The 19,413-nt window shown below is 55.2% G+C and carries 7 protein-coding genes; 5 read left to right on the top strand and 2 right to left on the bottom strand.

The window, feature by feature from the left end; translation table 11 throughout:
* Positions 1-119: 119 nt before the first annotated feature.
* Positions 120-11,546: an immunoglobulin domain-containing protein gene (locus tag WCO56_02425; protein ID MEI7728392.1), complete on the bottom strand. Its 11,427-nt coding sequence runs from the start codon at positions 11,544-11,546 to the stop codon at positions 120-122.
* Positions 11,547-11,672: 126 nt separating this feature from the next.
* Between WCO56_02425 and WCO56_02430 the strand changes: the two genes are divergently transcribed.
* The 5 genes from WCO56_02430 to acnA all read left to right on the top strand — a co-directional run bounded on the left by WCO56_02430 (position 11,673) and on the right by acnA (position 18,338).
* Entirely contained in the window at positions 11,673-12,662 is a 990-nt protein-coding gene (locus WCO56_02430) for a serine acetyltransferase (GenBank protein ID MEI7728393.1), read from the top strand.
* Between the two features lie 53 nt (positions 12,663-12,715).
* Complete coding sequence (locus WCO56_02435; GenBank protein MEI7728394.1) at positions 12,716-13,711, top strand: TIM barrel protein; 996 nt, start codon at positions 12,716-12,718, stop codon at positions 13,709-13,711.
* Between the two features lie 115 nt (positions 13,712-13,826).
* Entirely contained in the window at positions 13,827-14,546 is a 720-nt protein-coding gene (locus tag WCO56_02440; GenBank protein ID MEI7728395.1) for a YdjY domain-containing protein, read from the top strand.
* A 92-nt stretch (positions 14,547-14,638) separates the two neighbouring features.
* Positions 14,639-15,571 carry an alpha/beta hydrolase gene (locus tag WCO56_02445; GenBank protein ID MEI7728396.1) on the top strand — a complete coding sequence of 311 codons (933 nt, stop codon included), beginning with the start codon at positions 14,639-14,641 and terminating at the stop codon, positions 15,569-15,571.
* Between the two features lie 61 nt (positions 15,572-15,632).
* The gene (acnA, locus tag WCO56_02450; GenBank protein ID MEI7728397.1) at positions 15,633-18,338 is read left to right on the top strand and encodes an aconitate hydratase AcnA; all 2,706 of its coding nucleotides are present in this window, start codon (positions 15,633-15,635) and stop codon (positions 18,336-18,338) included.
* Between the two features lie 35 nt (positions 18,339-18,373).
* On the opposite strand, the gene WCO56_02455 is transcribed toward acnA, so the two are convergent.
* Complete coding sequence (locus WCO56_02455) at positions 18,374-19,228, bottom strand: MqnA/MqnD/SBP family protein (protein MEI7728398.1); 855 nt, start codon at positions 19,226-19,228, stop codon at positions 18,374-18,376.
* Positions 19,229-19,413: the final 185 nt, after the last annotated feature.

The following is a 19,413-nucleotide window of genomic DNA, read 5'->3' on the forward strand; positions in this document are numbered from 1 at the left end:
ATCAAAAGGAATACCAGACACATGGCGGTGGCACGCCAATACGACCGGTAAGGTCCAGGATGCGCCTTTATTATCGTGTACAAACTTTTATTCATTTCGTTACATGTATCGTGATCGGATTATTCAGCCCGAATGCGATAGAACCGCTTGGCTCCCACCGCGTTGGTGTCGGTCAGTAATTGTGTCGAGCCATCGCCCGTGGCTGGGTGGATCACCGACCAATGGTCATCTGTCAAAGTATCCTTGTATTCCAAGGTGTAGGTTCGTCCCAGCTCCGTCTCAATCTTCATGTGAAAGAGGTGGTTGGTGGGAGCGGGACTTTGCATTTGCACTTGGATGGGACCAAACCCAACCTGATCCAACCATCCCGCGTTGGCACCGGCAACCGTGCCATCCAAGTTAGTATAACTCCACCGGAGGGTTTGCGAGCCGGACGGGATCAGGAAGTTTCGTTTGAACCAATTCACTTCACCAGAAATGGATTCTTGCGCCACGCCGGAATATGCAAATGTGAAAATGCCCTGGTTGGTGGCGGACGAAACCTTCCACCAGAAGGTCACCAACCCCGGTCCTGTCACGGTGGTTTCCAAGATAGAGGCTTGTTGTGCCAGAGTTGCGCCACTTCTGGCGGCTTCGTTCGCATCATGGGCAATATTGGTCACTAGAAACCACGGTGTTTGCCCACTGTTATTCCATGTCAGATTAGTATTGTTCAAAGCCACGCCAAAGGTGGAAATTCGTAATTGAGCCACGCTGCTTGTAGCTTGCCCGACGCTGTTACTGGCAACGATAAAATATCCGCCACTGTCCGATAGTTGCAAATTCGACAGGCACAGTGTGTTGCTCGTAGAGCCAGTTAACAGGGTGGCTGGGGCGCGATACCATCGGTAGCTTAACGGTTCCGCGCCGATAATGGTTGTGGTTAAGGTCACCAGTACGCCAGCATTGGTGAACAAACCTTGTGGGTCGGCGGTGATGATTGGATATGAAAGCACGGTCAGCGTCGCTACCGCGCTGGTGACTGTTCCCGCTACATTGGTCACAACGACCGTGTAATTACCGGCGTCACTCAATTGACAATTGGAAATGGACCATTGAGAATTGGTCGCGCCACTGATGATTGACCACTGGTTACTGGTCACGGATTTGTACCATTGATACCAGGGTGCCGGATTGCCGGTCGCCGACACATTAAAGTTTACCGTCGTTCCCATCAGGTTAGTCTGGCTCAGCGGTTGGATGGTAATTACGGGTGGACGTGCCGTGACCGATGTCAATTGCCAATACGGCATTGACAATGTAGTAGGCATGTCCGGGCTTGGAATGTTGTTTGGGTTGGAAACCGCCTGGGTGTAGATGGTGGACAATCCATACAGGGTGCCAATCGGCAGCGTTCCCGCATTAAGCTTCTGCTGGAACGATTCCCACGTGGGACTGCCATCCCCGGCGGCGGAATCCCATACGCGCACCTGCATTGGGCAGCTACCGAGGGAATCCGTGCGATAGGCGTTTGTAGAGCCAGTGCCAGGAGAGAATTGCCCACCACCAAAGTTGTTAAAACCAATAATTCCCTTACTTGTCTCCGCCAACAATGCATTCCCGGAAATGCCGGAGTTACCGCTGTTCGAGCCGGTCCAATTCCAAGCGCGCACGTCATTCAGGTTGGTTTGGAGTGGTACGCGACCCACCCCGTAGTAGATCGAGATGCGCAAGGAGCCAAAAGGCACGGTGGTGCTTTTGAGTGACGACGTTTGTCCCGATCCAACCGGCGTGTTGGTGGGATGAAAAATACGGTTGGTAGCGATATTTTGAAAAGAAAAGTACCCCGGGGCCGAACTCGGCGGCAGGATGCGAAGTGCCAATAAGGCCACACTGCTGGTGGTTTGGCTAAAGGAGTTGGCGGCGACGGCGTAGTAATTCCCTTCCTGTGCCGCTTGAACATTAGTAAGCGTCAACGTCGTGTTAGTCTGTCCGGAGAGTAGTGTGCCATTCCCATACCATTGGTAGGTCAATGGGGCTGGATTGGTGGCCGCCACGGTGAAACTGGCATTTTGTCCCGCATAGACCGATTGGCTGATCGGCGGCAGGGTGAAGAACGGCGGAACCATGACAGCTAGTGAGGCGACCATACTGGTAACGGAAGCCACGTTATTGGTAATCACTACCGAGTAATTGCCGGCGTTGGTCATCTGCACATTGGGCAGGATCAAGGCGGCGTTTGTTTGGTTTGGCAGCGCTGTACCTTCGTACCACCATTGATACCACAGCGCAGGTGAGCCGTTTGCAATCACACTAAAACTAACGATGGTGCCAACAAAATTGGTTTGGTTTTGTGGTTGAGTCACGATTACTGGTGCCGACCAAACGGATAGTGTTGCCACAGCGCTGGTTATTGTTCCCGCCGCATTGGTTACCACGACCGAATAGTTACCGGCGTCACTTAATTGACAACTGGCAACGGACAACTGACAATTGGTCGCGCCACCGATCACTGACCACGGATTACTGTCCACAGATTTATACCATTGATACCATGGCACCGGCGAACCGTTTGCGCCGACATTAAAACTGGCGGTGGTACCCGCGAGATTGGTTGCACTCTGGGGTTCAGCCGTAATGGTTGGTGCTGCCCAAACCGCCAGTGTTGCTACCGCGCTTGTGATACTGCCATACGCATTGCTTACCACCACATAGTAATTTCCGCCCTGCGATAAACTTGCGTTGGTAAAGATATATCCCGAGCTTTGCGCGCCGGCCTCGAGATTGCCATCATGATACCATTGGTAATGTAATGGGGCCGTACCACGAGCGCTTACTGTAAAAGCTGTGGCCTGACCAACCAACACTGTTTGGTTCACGGGTTGGAGAATAATCACGGGCGGCTGAGCCGTCACCGTCGTCAATTGCCAATACGGCATAGTCAATGCCGCTGGCGCATCAGGTATTGGAGTTTTGTTCGGATTCGAGGCCGTCTGGGTAAAGATCGGAGAAAGTCCATAGAGCGTGCCGATCGGTAAAGTCCCCGCTGTCAGTTTCTGTTGGAATGATTCCCACGTCGGACTGCCATCGCCGGCCCCGGAATCCCATACGCGGACCTGCGCGCTATAATTGGTGGCTGCGTCGGTGCGATAGGCGGTCACGTTGTTATTTCCAGCGCTAAACTGCCCGCCAAACAAAGCGGCAAACCCAATAATTCCTTTGTCTGTTTCCGCCAGCAACGCATTTCCAGAAATACCCGACTCGCCATTGTTGGCGCCATCCCAATTCCAGGCGCGCACATCATTTAGATTGGTTTGCAGTGGCCCGCCATTCGTGCCGTAATAGAGCGATAATCGCAGGGTGCCAAAGGACACCGTGTTGCTGTTCAGAGTGGAAAGTTGTCCTGCTCCCACCACCGAGTTAGTGGGATGGAAGATGCAATTATTCGTGCCATTGTAGAAATATAAATATCCAGGGGTGGCACTCGGCGGCAGGAGGCGGAGCGCTAATAACGCCTCACTGCTGACGGCTTGGCCATAAAGATTGGTGGCGATCGCGTAGTAAATGCCTTCTTGCGCCGCTTGAACGTTGGCCAGCGTCAAGGTGGTATTCGTCTGCCCGGACAGCATCATACCCTTGCCATACCATTGATATGTCAACGGCGCTGAACTGGTGGCGGCCACAGTGAAATTGACATTTTGCCCCGCATACACGGATTGACTGACCGGTGACAGGGTGATGACCGGTGGAATCAAAACCGTCAAACTCGCCACCAAGCTGGTCACGGAACCCGCCGCATTCGTCACCACCACCGTGTAGGGGCCTGCTTGATTGGTTTGTACGTGATCGAGAGTTAAGACCGGCGAGTTGGCGTTTGGGAGGTTCGTGCCAGATAATTGCCATTGGTAAGTCGCCGGCGTCATGGTGGAGGCAGTCACTGAAAATGTGACCGTTTGGCCGACAATCGCCTGGCGACTGGCCGGTTGTTGAATGATGGTTGGCGGATATGCCACCCCGTTGATTTCGAGCCCCCAACTTGTCAACGTGCTATCCAAACCCGAGTCAGCGTCGGCAATGAACAGAGTCCAAGTCCCATTCGGGTCACTTCCATTAAAGGCACTCAAAGAGGCAATGCGCGGTGAGGTATTGGTCACCGATTCTGGATCGGCTGTCCGTCCATCAGGCGCCCAACTTCCAGTCAGCGCTTCGCTCAGGGGAGTATTGTGATTACCAAAAAGTGTTTGCCGATACACATGAATGTCCCCATTGGCGGCGGTATCATCCAACGTCACATCCAGTCCCGGATCCCCATAGCCCCAGTAACGCACTCCGTCGCGTCCCACCCGGTTTAAGAGCATCGCCAGATTGGTGCCGTGCGAGAGGTAGCAGTATAGATCACCATTCCACGATCCAGAAACCTTTAAGCGGACCGCCACGTTGGTTACCAGTCCCACCGCACTGCCAAACTCAATGGCGCTGGCCAGGCCGGATCGGTCCATGCTGGGCACCAGGCTGTTGACCATCCGATTTGTGCTCAAGATCAGCGGTTTGCCGGAGCGGCACAGGTTGACCACGAATACTTGTGCCACTGCGCTTACTTGATTATACCCATCCGAAACCGTCAGTGTTACATTTGTTTGCGGGGTGTCCACTACGGTGCCGGGCGGGGGGGATTGGGTTACCGTGACATTGGTGCAATTATCGGAGTAGAGAATCTGACTGGTGAACGAGGGTAAAGTGGCCAGACAAGCACCGTTGGCATTTACTGCCAAGTTGGTCGGATACGCGAGAATGACCGGGGCGAGGTTGTCAATTACGACCACGAGCTGGGTGGCTGAAGCGGTGTGCGTGGCATTGTCTGTAATTGTCCAGACAACGACATTGGTTCCCGTTGGGAACGCGACCGGCGCATTATTCGTCAGACTGGCTACTCCGGCGGATGCGCTTGCCAGGGGTGTTCCCAGATTTACATTGGTGGTGGTGCAGGAACCAGCATTCACATTAATGGTGACATTGGTGGGTGCGGTAATCGTGGGCGGCTCGAAAACGGTCAAGAATGCCACCGTACTGGTGATGGTGCCAAAGGCATTGGATACGATCACAGAATAGGGTCCGGATTGGTTGATCTGCGCTTGGAGCAGTTCAAAGGAGGATGCCTGAGCACCCGCCAGATTGGTTCCATACCGACGCCATTGATAGAACAACGGGGTGGCCCCGGACGCAACCACGCTGAATTGCACGGTTGCCCCTGTCGGAGCGGATTGGCTTTGTGGTTGGGTGACAATGGCGGGCGGCACATCTACTCCCAATGTGGCTACCACGCTGGTGATCGCGCCCAACCCATTGGTTACGATCACGGAATACCCGCCAGCTTGTGTGGTGGATACATTGGTTAACGATAAGGCGGCAGCAACAGCGCCAGTCAGATTTGTGCCGTTGAAGCACCATTGATACTGCAATGGCGCAGTGCCATTGGCCAATACGGTCCAAGTCACTGTTGAGCTGGATAATACCTGTTGGCTGAGCGGTTGTTGCGTGATGGACGGGGGAGACAATACGGTAAGTAACGCAGCGTCACTGGTGACTACGCCGGCGGCGTTGGAGACTAGCACGGCATAGCTGCCCGCTTGGTTCGCCTGAACATTATAGAGCGACAGAGTATTCCCCGCCGCATCGGGTACGGTGGTGCCATTGAATACCCATTGATACCATAACGGGTAAGTGCCTGACGCCACTACCGCCAAGGTGCAGTTCGACCCGGCTATAATGGTATGATTGGAAGGGGACGTGACGATGGCGGGTGGAGTGACTATGGTAAGCGATGCCACGGTGCTTGTGACCGTGCCAAGATTATCCGCCACCGCGACCGAATAGCCGCCCGCCTGTGCCGGTTGAACGGCGGATAGCAATAGCAAGTTATTGGTGGCGTTACTCAGGGCGTTGCCGTTGTAAAACCACTGATACGCTAGCAATCCGCCGCTGGAAGCCGTGACGGAGAAGACAACGATGGAGCCCACGCCCACGGTTTGAGGAGCCGGATTGGTCAAAATCGCCGGACCAAGCAGCAGAGTGTTGGACGCTCCTGGTGTGCCTAAAGCCGTGAAACTGATGATATTTGAACCATTCACGACAAAACGCCCTTCCCCGAGGCCAAGTGGTTGCTGCCTGATATCCACCATGTCTATGATAGTGAAATTCGTGTTATACAAAATCAGCAATTCACCCATGCCATCCAGCGAAAACGAGGTGTGATTCGCGCCTTTTTCGGTTTGCGTATCTGCGATGAAGCGAGCATATCCGGCAGCGTCAAGGAAGGCGAGCGCAGCAATTTTATGCTTGGCCGCGCCTAATATCGAAGGGTCATCGGTCAAGTACAGTCCAGTCACCGTCACGGGGAGGCTGCCTGGATTGAAAAGTTCAAACCAATCCCCGCCAACCGCCGGGCTGGCAAACCATTCATTGAAACGCACATTGAGCGGGTTGCCGAGAGTTGCGGGAGGAGTATTCGGGGCGCCCGGCGTCGGTTGGCGTAACAACGCCCAAGTATTCGTGTAACGGCCAATGCTCCGGTTCGCTATTTGAGGGCCGAATTGGATAAAATCCACGGTAACCCCATTGGTATCGAACAAATACACACTGGTACCGTCGCCATCCAGTGCCTGCCCGCTATTCAATTCCAAATTGTAGCTCGTGCTTGCGGGGGCGTTCGGGTCGCACCAAACAACCAAGTACCGTTGCGGAGCCAGCGCCACACCGGCGGGAAACACCCACTGTCCCGCCTGCATCGTGTCTATGCTCAGACTCATGCCAGCCAGCGAGACGGTGTTGGAGGTGGGATTAAAAATTTCAATCCAATCGGCCGCGTGGCCATACCGGTTCGAGATGGCGTTTTCATTGCGCGCCATCACTTCGTTGATAACCAACCCCACCGAGGTTGGCAGGTAATTGGGAGCGCCCGGCGATTGGCTGCCGAAAAATTGAACAAAATTGGTGGAGCCGTCGGGCAGACTGCCAATGGACACATTCTCCAACTGTGGACCAAAGCTGGCCGTTTGCCGCAATATCCCCACATCATCATAGAAATAGAGGTTGCCGCCACTTGCGGAAATCTTGAAATCCAAGTGGTCAGCTCCCGGCAGGGCATCCGCGTAGAACCGGATATAACCGCCCGGTTCGATGAATGACAGCGAACGAATCTGTTGCGGCATCGTGTTAGTGCCAAGATAAATCCCTTTGAGAGTAACAGGCAGGTTGGTGCTGCGATTATACAGTTCCAACCAGTCGGAACCGCCGGGCGAACTGGCCAGCCATTCATTAATCCAAAGGTTGCTTGCAGTGGCGGTCGCGGCGACCTGGTTATTGGAGCCCGGTGTGGGTTGGGTCAATTGCCAGACTTGGTTCGAGTCGCGTCCCACGGAATAATAGGGAATCTGCACCCCGAAAGCGACGGCGTCCACGCGGTTGGTGTTCTGATCGTAGAGGAATAAATTTTCACCACTGCGCCCCAAGCCGAAACCGGTATGCAAACCGGGATCGGAATAGTTGGTGTCACACCAAATCACCAGATATTCTCCTGGGTTTAGGATTGCATTGGTGGTAAGGACAAATTTGCGCTTATTCGCGTCCACCGTCAGGCTCCAATTCGTCAAATTCACGGTCTGAGATCCACCATTGAACAATTCCACCCAATCCGGGTAATTGGTGTCGTTGGTGATGGTACCGGTATTGTATGCCATAACCTCGTTCAAACGTACCGCTGGCAAGGGGAGCACTGTATTAGGTTGCCCGGGTGAACCATTATATGCGCTGGCCTGCCAGTTAGCCGCCGCCTTTTGGTCTCCGTATGGATCAATCAATTCAATCGAATAAAAGGTATCCACCACCTCGGGCCAACCAGCATTCGCCAGATAATCCACGGAACACAACACGTTGCCATCCGCATCTTGTAGCGAAATGCGCTCGCCTTCATTGGCCAGCGCTCCGCCATACCATCCGGCCACGGCGACCCCAGGATAGCGGGCAGCGAACTGACTGGGCTTTTTACCGTTCGCCAGCACCCACCGTTCGCCCGGTCCCATATAAGTTCGTGGGGGGAAGGTAAAGTCTATGCCGGAAAAACTCGCCCCCGAGAGATCCACGATTTGGCCGCTGATATTGGCGAGTTCCAAGTATTCATACTGTTGCCCACCATAAGCGCCATACATCAGTTCAGTGATGCGCAGCGGTGAGCCAATGTTGGCTACGGTAAAGGTGGCCACGGTTACAGCGCTCCAATTGGTTCCGAGCAAAGTGCGCGCCTTGATGGTGGCATTGGCCGGGAGCACCACTGGCTGGCCATTCGTATAAGCGATTGCGCTGCTATGCACCACTCCGGCGAACATGACGCGCGGGTCCAACCCATTGGTGGTGTAATAGATTGTGCCACCAGCGGCGTTGGTCATGACGATGCCAAAACCGCGCGCTACCACCCCCCCATACTGATTAAATCCGGGCGCGTTGGTGAAGGCCCCAAAGCCATTGGTTTTAAATTGCTCAAATAAGTTGGTTGCCCGGCTTGCCGCAAAGGTCAGAATGGCTGCATTCATGCTGGGGATAACTCCGCTGAGTTCCGTTCGCATTGCGTTAAAACGATTGGAGACATTATTGCCGATCAATGCTCCATCATTAAAGAAATGCTTGCGAATCCGATCCGTAAACAGGAGTCGAAACTCCGGCGCGTTCGTCAGCGCGTACAAAAAACGGACGATCTCCGTGGTCGAACTTCCTGGACTGGCTCCCAGAATATAGTTAAAGGAATCTTCTGTAACCGCGCCACCGCCACAGGTATTGAAAGACATTTCGGAGTCCCATGTGGAGAAACGGAAGATGCCGGTGGGACAGCGCTCTCGGGAGGTGCGCCAATTATTGCCCGGCCAGTCATGGCTGGCATTGTTCATGTATAGCAGGATATAATCGGCAAAATTGGTTACATCCAGCATGGTGGCGGCTTGGATATAGTTTGAGGGAATGGCCAGGTTGTTGCTCCACATGTAGTTTTTTAGCTGGTTCCAAGCCACGAGATCACCGTCAATGGGATCGGACTTCACGCCGATCACGTCAAAGTTATTGGTGGTCCCATAGCATTGCTTGAAGAAGTCGCTTTCATTGCGTTCTACCGGATTGTAATACCCTTTATACACACCATTCAGAAAATAGTTCACGAACTCACCTTGTGGTGTGATTTGGCCCATATCGCTGAACAAGCGGCGGGCTAGTTCATCGTTGATAAATGGATTGGACATATCGTTATGCCCAGCCCGCAGCACAACCTGGTCATGGAGCGTCATGGGGGATGTCGGGAACCATGGATAGTCCAGTTTGCCGGGCCCGTAATCACCCCGGAAATACATGCGGTAACTGGTCTTGCTGGTGAGGGTATAGCGCGGGCGCATAAAATCACTGCCTTGAATCCGAAAACCGCATTCCACTGCAAAACCTGAATTGTCCGTTGCATTCATGAGTTCCACGGATACCGGTCGTTCCCAGGCGATGGTGCGGTTGGTAAAGTTATAATAATCATCCGGGCTGGTGGCTACCCAGATGCCACCATTGGGAAAGGCTCCCCCAGACATTCCACCAATGCCCGTACGCCCCGTGAGATTCGTCTGCGCCGTGGTGATGGAGAGTACCGGGAGCGATCGAATGATGCTGTTTTGGTTGAAAAAATAACTATGGGTAATTGTGGTTGATGGCAGCAATCCCGTTTTAAACGCCACGGCGCGCACGAGACCGGCATTGGTGGAAATACTGTTGGTCGGCACAAATTTGTTGCTATACACGATTCCATTGCTGTCCGTAGGTTCGCTGCCATCCAGCGTGTAGCGAATGATGGCACCCGTGGTCTCACAGGATAATTGCAAGTTGAAGTAATTGGTGAAAAAGCCTCGGGGTACGCTGAAGTGCGGATCCAACGCAAACCCTTGGGCAATGTTGGTGCTGTTGGGGCCGCCTGGAGTCGCGGTTAGAAAATATCGGTTGGTGCCGGTGGCGTCCAGTCCGTAAGAGTAATTAATGCGCTGTTCGGGAAACGATTTGATGACATGCACGGGTTGGCGAGGTGAATCAGGACTGAAGATTGCCAGGTCTTCGCCGTACATGCTCAACTTGAAGTTTGTATGGCACCAGTTTGTGCCGATCACGTTTGTCCGGTCCTTGCCCGAAGCCCATACCATCAGGTATTGGCCGGGCGCAATCGTCATGTCCGGGAAAACCCATCCGTCCGGTGAATCCTTATTATCGGTCAAAGCATACCCGTATAAGTTCACACTGGTGGTACCGCGATTGTATAGTTCAATCCAGCCATTGCGATCCCCATCCTCATCTCGTATGCCGTTCTCATTGCCGGCCATGAATTCATTGATCACCACATCGCCCGTTGGCGCAAGCGGATCTAGTGTCACATCCCAACTTCCGCCAGCGAAACGGTTGCTGTTAAAGGAGAAATCGGTAATGTGATGATTGGTGCTCCATTCAAAATGCACCAGCCCGTTTGATGGCACTGCGAATTGGAACAGGTAAGGCCCCGTATTGTAGCCCGATACAATCGCCGCTGGCTGCCCGTTGACGAGCAGGTCGGAGGCCTTTAATCCGGTCACCGGTTCAGAGAAGAGCACTGTCACTTGGGATAAAACTCTCAGCGTCACATTGGCGGGTGGTTCGAGCGCTATGATGGTCGGCGGCGTGGTTTCCACATTTACATGGAGTGTGGCAGAAGCACTATACGCCGTCCCAAAAGGATTTGCCACAATGCAGCGGAATTGTGTGCCATCTTCTTCCAACCGGGCGCGATCATACGTCAAGGTGGGAGTAAACTCCCCGATGAGATATTCGTCATTGCGCAGCCACTGATAAGTAAAAGGCTCTTCGCCTGAAGCCAGCACGCCGAATACTGCCGTGCCGCCTTCCTCGACAGTAACATCCTGCGGTTGCCCGATTACCACGGGTGGATTTGTGTTTATGGCATAAGGCAACAGGTAACTCCCGGAAATCGGGCCATTGGTTGTGCCATCGGGCATGGTCCAAGCCACGGAAAGGTATTCACCACCCGTTCCTTGCTTCTGCAACGCCTCGATATAATAAGCATTGCCGGATGCCAGGTAAATGGGGGCTGAACCATTGGTCCACTTTTGCCAGGTGACCACGCTATTGGCCGAAACGATGGCCGTCTTGTTGCTGACGTAGCTATCCGTGCTTAGGAAAAGCTGGCTTAAGTCATCACTGCATATCCAGAAGGTGTAATATCCTGACATGGGCGGGACCACATAGCCTCGCACTCGGGTCCCGTAATTGATGCTGGTACCGAAGTTGGCCGTACTGTATCCAGCGGGCATATTGAAGCTGTTTAGGGAAAGCGAGCCGCTGGGATTCCATGGGAAACGCGGGTCCGTGGTGAGATCCGAGACGTAGTTGCCGGGCCGGTTTGTCCAATATTCCAACAACAGCGTTTGAGCCGCCACCGATAGCGAGCCAAACAACCCAACCACACATACGAGCAGGAGCCCGATGCGTCTAAAGCCAAGACAACACATAGTAAATTTGATCTGTCATCAAACATATCAAAAAAACCCCGGCTTGGCCATCAAAATGTCACATAAACTTTACATTTGCGGCGTGAGTGCATCAAGCGATCCGGCCGGAACGGAAACCGGATGTTAATGACGCGCATCCTCAGACAACGTTTCCCGGCACTTGCGTTTCTCCGGCACGTGTTCAATATTGTGCCCGTGAATTTGACGATTGCAGAACTGACGGAGCGCCTGGTTGACTCGTACAGCCGGGTGGGCGGCATCAACCATTTGGATGGCAAAAACCTGCCCTCCAAGAGCGCTATTGTTCAGATTACCGTGGATCTGTTGCGTCTGCTGTTCCCTGGCTTTTTCGATGAGCGTGTCATTCATTCCTCAAAAATCAGGGTGGAAACAACCGTCTTGCTCGAGTCCGTCATGGTCCGGTTGGAGGATGAAATCTATAAGAGCCTGGAATACCACGCTCCCGGCGACCTGAAAAAGAAGGAGTTTCGCGCGTTTGCCAAAGAGGTCGCCTTCGGGTTAATCCAAGCGTTCCCCGGCATCCGCGAAATCTTGCAGACCGATATGGAAGCGGCGTATCAAGGCGATCCAGCCGCGCTGAGCAAGGAAGAAGTCATCGTGGCCTATCCGTTTGTCGAGGCGATTGCCGTGCATCGCGCCGCGAATGAGCTGTATCGCAAGGGAATCGCACTCCTCCCGCGCATTATGAGCGAATGGGCGCATTCACGCACTGGCATGGACCTGCATCCCGGCGCTTCCATTGGCTCGTACTTCTTTGTGGACCATTGCACCGGCACGGTCGTGGGCGAAACCAGCATTATCGGCAACCACGTCAAAATGTACCAAGGCGTGGCCTTGATCGCCCGCTCGCTTTCCGGCGGGCAACAATTGCGCGGCACCAAGCGGCATCCGACCATTGAAGATCATGTTACCATCTATGCCGGGTCAACTATCATGGGCGGAGATACCGTGGTGGGGGCGGGCAGCACGGTGGGTGCGAACGTATTCCTCAGCCACAGTGTGCCAGCCCGTTCACTTGTGCTCGCGGATGATGTCAAGGTCCGCGTGATGAGCAAGCTGGAGAAAAATAGTCCCGTCCTGAATTTCGAGATTTAGGATGGTCTCTAATGCGCTTGTATTCCTCCCCTGCCACGGTTTAAGCTGACGCCATGAAACAGCTTGAACCGAAACGTACGATGCGAACTGACGCCTTAAGTCAACCAGTGGAAAACCCGGGGACCATGCTGGGACGCCGTGACTTTCTCACCCGTAGCGCGCTGGCGGCAGTGGCCCTGGGTGGCATGGGGTCATCGTTGTCACTGTTTGGCGCTGGGGATTCCTGGCCGCCGGCCATGGCGGTGTTCAGCAAGGTTTATCAAGAGGTTAAACTCGATTTTGATCAAGCGGCCGCCCTTACGCAGGAGGCTGGCCTGGATGGGGTTGACTGTCCCGTCCGTCCCAAGGGGGAGATTGAACCGGAGCGCGCGGCTGACGACATGCCTCGGTACGCCGAGGCGCTTAAGCAACACAATGCCGCCATGTTGTTGCTGACCACCGGCATCACCAGCGTTGATTTTCCCCATACCGAAACCGTGTTACGCACCGGGAAAAAGCTCGGCATCCGTTATTATCGGCTCGGCCAATATCGGCCTGAGAAGGGCAAGACCATGCGCGATTTGATTCCCGAGGTCCGGGCGCGTTTCAAGGACCTGGCCGCGCTGAATCGCCAGTTGGGCATGACCGCCATCTTCCAGAATCATTCGCCTAGCGGTAATAGTGCATACTTGGGCGGTGACTTGACGGATATGGCTGCGTTGGTGGAGGGCTTTGCACCGGATGAAATCGCGGTGGCGTTTGATTTGGGGCACGCGTTGGTCGTGCATCAGGACGAATGGAAAACGCACTTTGAAAAACTGAAATCGCATTTGGGCATCGCGTATATCAAAGATGCCGACCGAGTCAAACGGTTTGTGGCTTTTGGCGAGGGAGAATTCTCGCGCACGGATTATTTCCAGAAACTCAAGGCTATGGACTACCGGCGTCCGTTCTCCGTTCACATCGAATATGAATGGACGCCAAAAGGTCAACCCAAGACCCGGGAAGCGTTGCTGCGGGTGTTGAAAGAATCGCGCCAAGCAGTGAATAAGTGGTGCGGGGTGAGCTAGCTCCGAGTTTCTCATTCATAATCCCACCCCAATATTTCGGATAGGTGAGGTTTTCACGCCCAAGGAGCGGGCTCGACACGAGTTCGCTTTGTGGTAACATGCATCCACGATGTTCATGTTAAGTCGTACCGTTTTATGTCTGCTGACCTGCCTGGCGGGCAATGCCTTGGTGGGCGGCCCAATGCCCTTGGGAAATCCGTCCGCGAATTCCATGGCTGTGCTTACCAATTCCCGTGTGCGCCAAGTCGGACCAGGCACGTACCAGGTGGGGATTGTTAAACTGGAGAAGGCCAAGAATACCATCACGTTTCCCGCGCAAATCAATATGCGCGAGGGGATCGTTGAATATGCGCTGGTCAGTTCGCAGGGTAAGCTCCACGAGAGTGTGCTGCAAACGGAGGCGGAACCCTACCATATTCATGTGGCCATGTTGTTGTTGGGAGCTAAAGGTTCGCCCAAAGAATTGAGGGAGGAGGATTTTCTGCGAAACATTCCGGGAGACAAGGTCACAATTCAGGTGGCGTGGAAAGTGGATGGCGTGGAGAAAAACGCCCCGCTGGAAAGTTGGATATTGGACAAAATATTGGAGAAACCCATGAAAGCCGGTGAGTGGACCTACAATGGATCACGTACTGTGGAAGCTGTGTTTCTTGCCCAGCGGGAGCGTTCCATCATTGCCTTGATCGCCGACCCGGATGCTTTGGTGAATAATCCGCGCACCTATCGTGAGAAGGATGATAATTGGACCGGTAATCCTGAAGCCTGCCCGCCGGTGGGCACCCCGGTGCAAGTGAGTATTAAAATCCAACCGCAAAAGCCATTGCCGTCGCCATAGTCCAAGGATGACCGAGAACCGCGTAACCCGCCAGTATCCTGATCCGTCTAATCTCCTGAAAGTTAAAAGTAAATCAAACTGACATCATGCTTATGAGCCAACTCAAGTTACTGTTTCTGGGCGGAGTGTGTAGCGTCCTCATGACCGCATCGCTTTTTGCGCAGCCGGCGTCGGGACGCGATGAACGCCCGGGGGCAAACGCCCGCCTACCGCAGCGTCAACAACCCCTGCCGCCTGGAGTGGAGGCCTTACGCGATCTCGAGTATGTGCCCAACGGGCATGAGCGGCAGAAACTTGATCTCTATCGGCCCAAGGATGGCAATAAGCTCCCGCTGATCATTTGGGTGCATGGTGGCGCATGGCGCGCCGGCAGCAAGGACCAATGCCCGGCGTTGCCGATGCTGCGCGATGGCTACGCCGTGGCCAGCATCAATTACCGTCTGTCGCAGCACGCCATTTTCCCCGCGCAAATCGAGGATTGCAAAGCCGCCATCCGTTGGCTGCGCGCCAATGCGGCCAAGTATCGTCTGGACCCGGATCGGTTTGGGGCCTGGGGTTCCTCCGCCGGTGGCCATCTGGTGGCATTGATCGGCACCAGCGGTGATGTCAAAGAGTTTGAGGTGGGCGAAAATCTCAGCGTTTCCAGCCGGGTGCAAGCCGTGTGTGATTGGTTCGGGCCAACCGACATGGTGCAGATGAGCAAGTTCCCCAGCACGATGAAACACGACGCGCCGGAATCACCGGAATCCTTGCTGGTGGGCGGTCCCATTCAGGAGAACCTTGCCAAGGCGGCCAAGGTCAACCCCATCACTTACGTGGCCAAAAATAATCCGCCGTTCCTGATTATGCACGGCGACAAGGATCCCTTGGTGCCCCTGAATCAAAGCGAAATACTGGAGGCGGCACTCAAGAAAGCCGGCGTGGAAGTTCAATTGCATGTGGTGATCGGTGCGGGGCATGGTTTCGGTGGTCCGGAGAACCAGGGACTGGTGAATCAGTTTTTTGCCAAACACCTGAAGCCATAAATCACGTCTTGACACTCCGGCTTTCAGACACCAATTTCTTGGCGGATTAACAATTATTATTATGTCCATAAAGCATACTTTGTTTGACTCGCTCCAGACGTTTGATTTGGGGAATGGCAAAACTGGCAATTATTACTCGCTGCCCGCGCTCGAAAAGGCCGGGCTGGGGAAGATTTCACGGCTTCCGGTATCCATCCGCATTGTCCTGGAATCCGTGCTGCGCAATTGCGACGGCAAAAAGGTCACCGAACAGAACGTGCGCGAGTTGGCTGCCTGGCAGCCGAAGACCGCTCGTACTGCGGAGATTCCGTTTGTTGTCGCGCGGATCGTCCTGCAGGATTTCACCGGCGTGCCGCTGTTGGTGGACCTTGCGGCTATGCGTTCCGCCGTGTCGCGTTTGGGCAAGAATCCCAAGCTGATTGAGCCGCTGGTGCCCGTGGACTTGGTGGTGGATCACTCCGTTCAAGTTGACTTTGCCGGTACGCCTGATGCGTTCCAGCGCAATCTGGAACTGGAGTTCCAACGCAACCGGGAGCGCTACCAATTCTTGAAGTGGGGTATGCAGGCCTTTGAAACCTTCAAGGTTGTGCCGCCCGGCATTGGCATCATTCACCAGGTCAACCTGGAATATCTGGCCAAAGGCGTGCTGGAACACAGTGGAGTTTATTATCCGGATACCCTCGTGGGTACGGATTCGCATACCACTATGATCAATGGCATCGGTATCGTTGGTTGGGGCGTGGGTGGCATTGAAGCCGAGGCCGGCATGCTCGGGCAGCCCGTCTATTTCCTTACCCCGGACGTCGTTGGGGTGCATCTCACCGGCAGCCTGCGGGAAGGCGTGACCGCCACGGATTTGGCGCTCACGGTGACCCAACTGCTGCGCAAGGCGAAGGTGGTTGGCAAGTTTGTGGAGTTTTTTGGTCCGGGTGCGGCGGCGTTGCCGCTGGTGGATCGCGCCACGGTTGCCAACATGGCTCCTGAATATGGCGCCACCATGGGCTTCTTCCCGGTGGATGCCGAGTGCGTCAATTACTTGCGGCTCACCGGCCGTTCTGAGGAACTGTGCCAGCGCTACGAGAATTACTATCGCGCCCAGGGCTTGTGGGGCATCCCGCAAAAGGGGCAGGTGGATTATTCCCAGGAGCTGGAATTGGATCTGGCGACGGTGGTTCCCAGCGTGGCCGGTCCGAAGCGTCCGCAGGACCGCATCGAGCTGCCGAACCTCAAGCGCGATTTCTTCAGCGCCTTTATTCGTCCGGTCACCGAAAGCGGTTTTGGCAAAACCCGCAAACAGTTCAGTACCGTTAAGGCGCAGGTCAAGGTGGAGGGCAAAGGCGATGCGACGCTGGGCAATGGCTCGGTGTTGATCGCCTCCATCACCAGTTGCACGAACACCTCCAACCCCACGGTCATGCTCGCCGCCGGTCTCCTGGCGAAGAAGGCGGTGGAGAAGGGGCTGACCGTCAATCCCGCCGTGAAGGCGTCTCTGGCGCCGGGCAGCCGCGTGGTCAGCGACTACTTGAATAAGACCGGGCTGCAACCGTACCTGGACAAGTTGGGCTTCAACCTGGTGGGCTACGGCTGCGCCACCTGCATCGGCAACTCCGGGCCATTGGCACCGGTGATTGAAGAGGCGGTTGTCAAAAACGATCTGGTTGCCGCTTCCGTGCTTTCCGGCAACCGCAACTTTGAGGCGCGCGTCCATCAGAACATCAAGGCCAACTTCCTGATGTCGCCGCCGCTGGTGGTGGCGTTCGCGCTGGCCGGGCGCGTGGATGTGGACATGAGCTGCGAACCGATTGGCCTCGGCAAGGACAATGAGCCGGTGTACCTGGCGGATATCTGGCCCACCCTCGCGGAAATCCGCAGCGCCATGGCGTCGGCCTTGCAGCCGGAAATCTTCCGCCAATTGTACACCAACTTCGCGTCGCAGAACCCGAAGTGGAACGAAGTGCCCACCACCGCCGGGCTGATCTACGGCTGGGACACGAAGAGTACCTACATTCAGGAGCCGCCGTTCTTCACCAACTTCTCGATGCAGGCGGGCAGCATCGGCCAAATCCGTGGCGCGCGCGCCTTGGGTATCTTCGGCGATAGCGTCACCACCGACCACATTTCCCCGGCCGGTGCCATCAAGAAAACGTCTCCCGCCGGCAAGTACTTGATCGAAAACGGCGTGACGTATGAAGACTTCAACAGCTACGGCTCGCGCCGTGGTAATGATCGCATCATGACGCGCGGCACCTTTGCCAACGTGCGCATCAAGAACCTGATGCTGGGCGGCGAGGAAGGCGGCAACACCCTCTACCAGCCGACGGGCGAAAAGCTGAGCATCTATGATGCCGCCGTGAAACATCAGGCGGACAAGACGCCGCTGATCGTCATCGCCGGGCAGGAGTACGGCACCGGTTCCAGTCGCGACTGGGCCGCCAAAGGCACCAATCTGCTGGGCGTAAAGGTCGTCGTCGCGCAGAGCTTTGAGCGCATTCACCGTTCCAACCTCGTGGGCATGGGCGTGCTGCCGTTGCAGTTCAAGGAAGGCACCACCGCGCAGACGCTCAAGCTGGATGGCACCGAAGTCTATGACATCGTGGGCCTCTCGCCGGACCTCAAGCCGCAGCAGGACCTGACGCTCCGCATCACCCGCAAGAGCGGCCCGGCGGAGGATGTCCCGGTGCGCTGCCGCATTGATACCCCCATCGAGATTGATTACTACCAGCACGGCGGCATCCTGCCTTACGTGCTGCGGCAACTGCTGGCTTGAGACGGCGAAAGCAGCAAGCAGACGGCTGACGCTGCTTACGGCACGAATTCCAGCGCGGGCGCTTTGGGGATAACCCCCATGGCTTGCCCGCGGTTCAGGAACCGGCGAATGCTCTCGCGGCCTTTGTCCCCGTAGTCGAGCGTCCAATGGTTCACGTACATCCCGACAAACTTATCCGCCAGCTCCCGGCCCATGTCGCGCGCATACTGGAGGGCGTGCAGCACCGCTTCGGGACGGTGCTCCAAACTGTAGCGGATGCTGTCCGTGAGAATGCCGGACACGGTTTGGCGCACGTCCGCCGGCCAGCGCTTGTGAATGACGTTGCCCCCGAGTGGCAGCGGCAGACCGTCGTTCTCCCGCCCCCACCAGACGCCCAGGTCCTCACACACGCGTAGCCCCTCGTTCTGATATGTCAACTGGCCCTCATGAATGATCAACCCCACGTCCGCTGCGCCACTTTTGACGGCTGAAAAGATCTGGTCAAAGGGCGTCACGATATACTCGAACTCGCTGGCGGGACGCCCCAGCCAGAGTTGCAGCGCCAGGAAGGCACTCGTCATCTTGCCGGGGATTGCGATGCGCTTTTTGGCAATCTCAGCGCGGCTGAATTGCTCCTTGGCCACCAACATGGGGCCGTAACCGTCGCCCATGCTGGCGCCACTGGGCAGCAGGGCGTATTGGTCGCACACATAGGCATACGCATGGATGCTGATGGCGCTGATGTCCAGTTCGCCGCGCGTCGCGCGTTCGTTCAGTGTTTGAATGTCCTGTAAAATATGCTCGAAGCGATAACCCTGGGCCGGAATCAACTCTTTCGCCAACGCGTAGAACATAAACGCGTCGTCAGGATCGGGCGAGTGGCCCAAAGTCAAAGTGGTCGTATTTGCCATGCGGCTAAAAGTAGGCACCAAACAATCCCACGGCAAGGAATTATATCTTGATCGGAATTCGGATTGCGGATTGCGGAATTGACCGACTCCTGACCTCGGCGGTGACCCAAACTCCGGTTTTCTTCGGCTTAATTTTTCTGGTGCAGCCTTCGATCTTTGACAGGCCAGCGGGTGCAAGTCCCGCC

This window comes from Verrucomicrobiota bacterium, from assembly GCA_037139415.1.
Lineage (GTDB): Bacteria > Verrucomicrobiota > Verrucomicrobiia > Limisphaerales > Fontisphaeraceae > JBAXGN01.

Excerpts from the sequence above, each read along its gene's own strand:
- WCO56_02425 (MEI7728392.1), bottom strand. The coding sequence starts at position 11,546 with ATGTGTTGTCTTGGCTTTAGACGCATCGGGCTCCTGCTCGTATGTGTG.
- WCO56_02430 (MEI7728393.1), top strand. The coding sequence starts at position 11,673 with ATGACGCGCATCCTCAGACAACGTTTCCCGGCACTTGCGTTTCTCCGG.
- WCO56_02435 (MEI7728394.1), top strand. The coding sequence starts at position 12,716 with ATGAAACAGCTTGAACCGAAACGTACGATGCGAACTGACGCCTTAAGT.
- WCO56_02440 (MEI7728395.1), top strand. The coding sequence starts at position 13,827 with ATGTTAAGTCGTACCGTTTTATGTCTGCTGACCTGCCTGGCGGGCAAT.
- WCO56_02445 (MEI7728396.1), top strand. The coding sequence starts at position 14,639 with ATGAGCCAACTCAAGTTACTGTTTCTGGGCGGAGTGTGTAGCGTCCTC.
- acnA (MEI7728397.1), top strand. The coding sequence starts at position 15,633 with ATGTCCATAAAGCATACTTTGTTTGACTCGCTCCAGACGTTTGATTTG.
- WCO56_02455 (MEI7728398.1), bottom strand. The coding sequence starts at position 19,228 with ATGGCAAATACGACCACTTTGACTTTGGGCCACTCGCCCGATCCTGAC.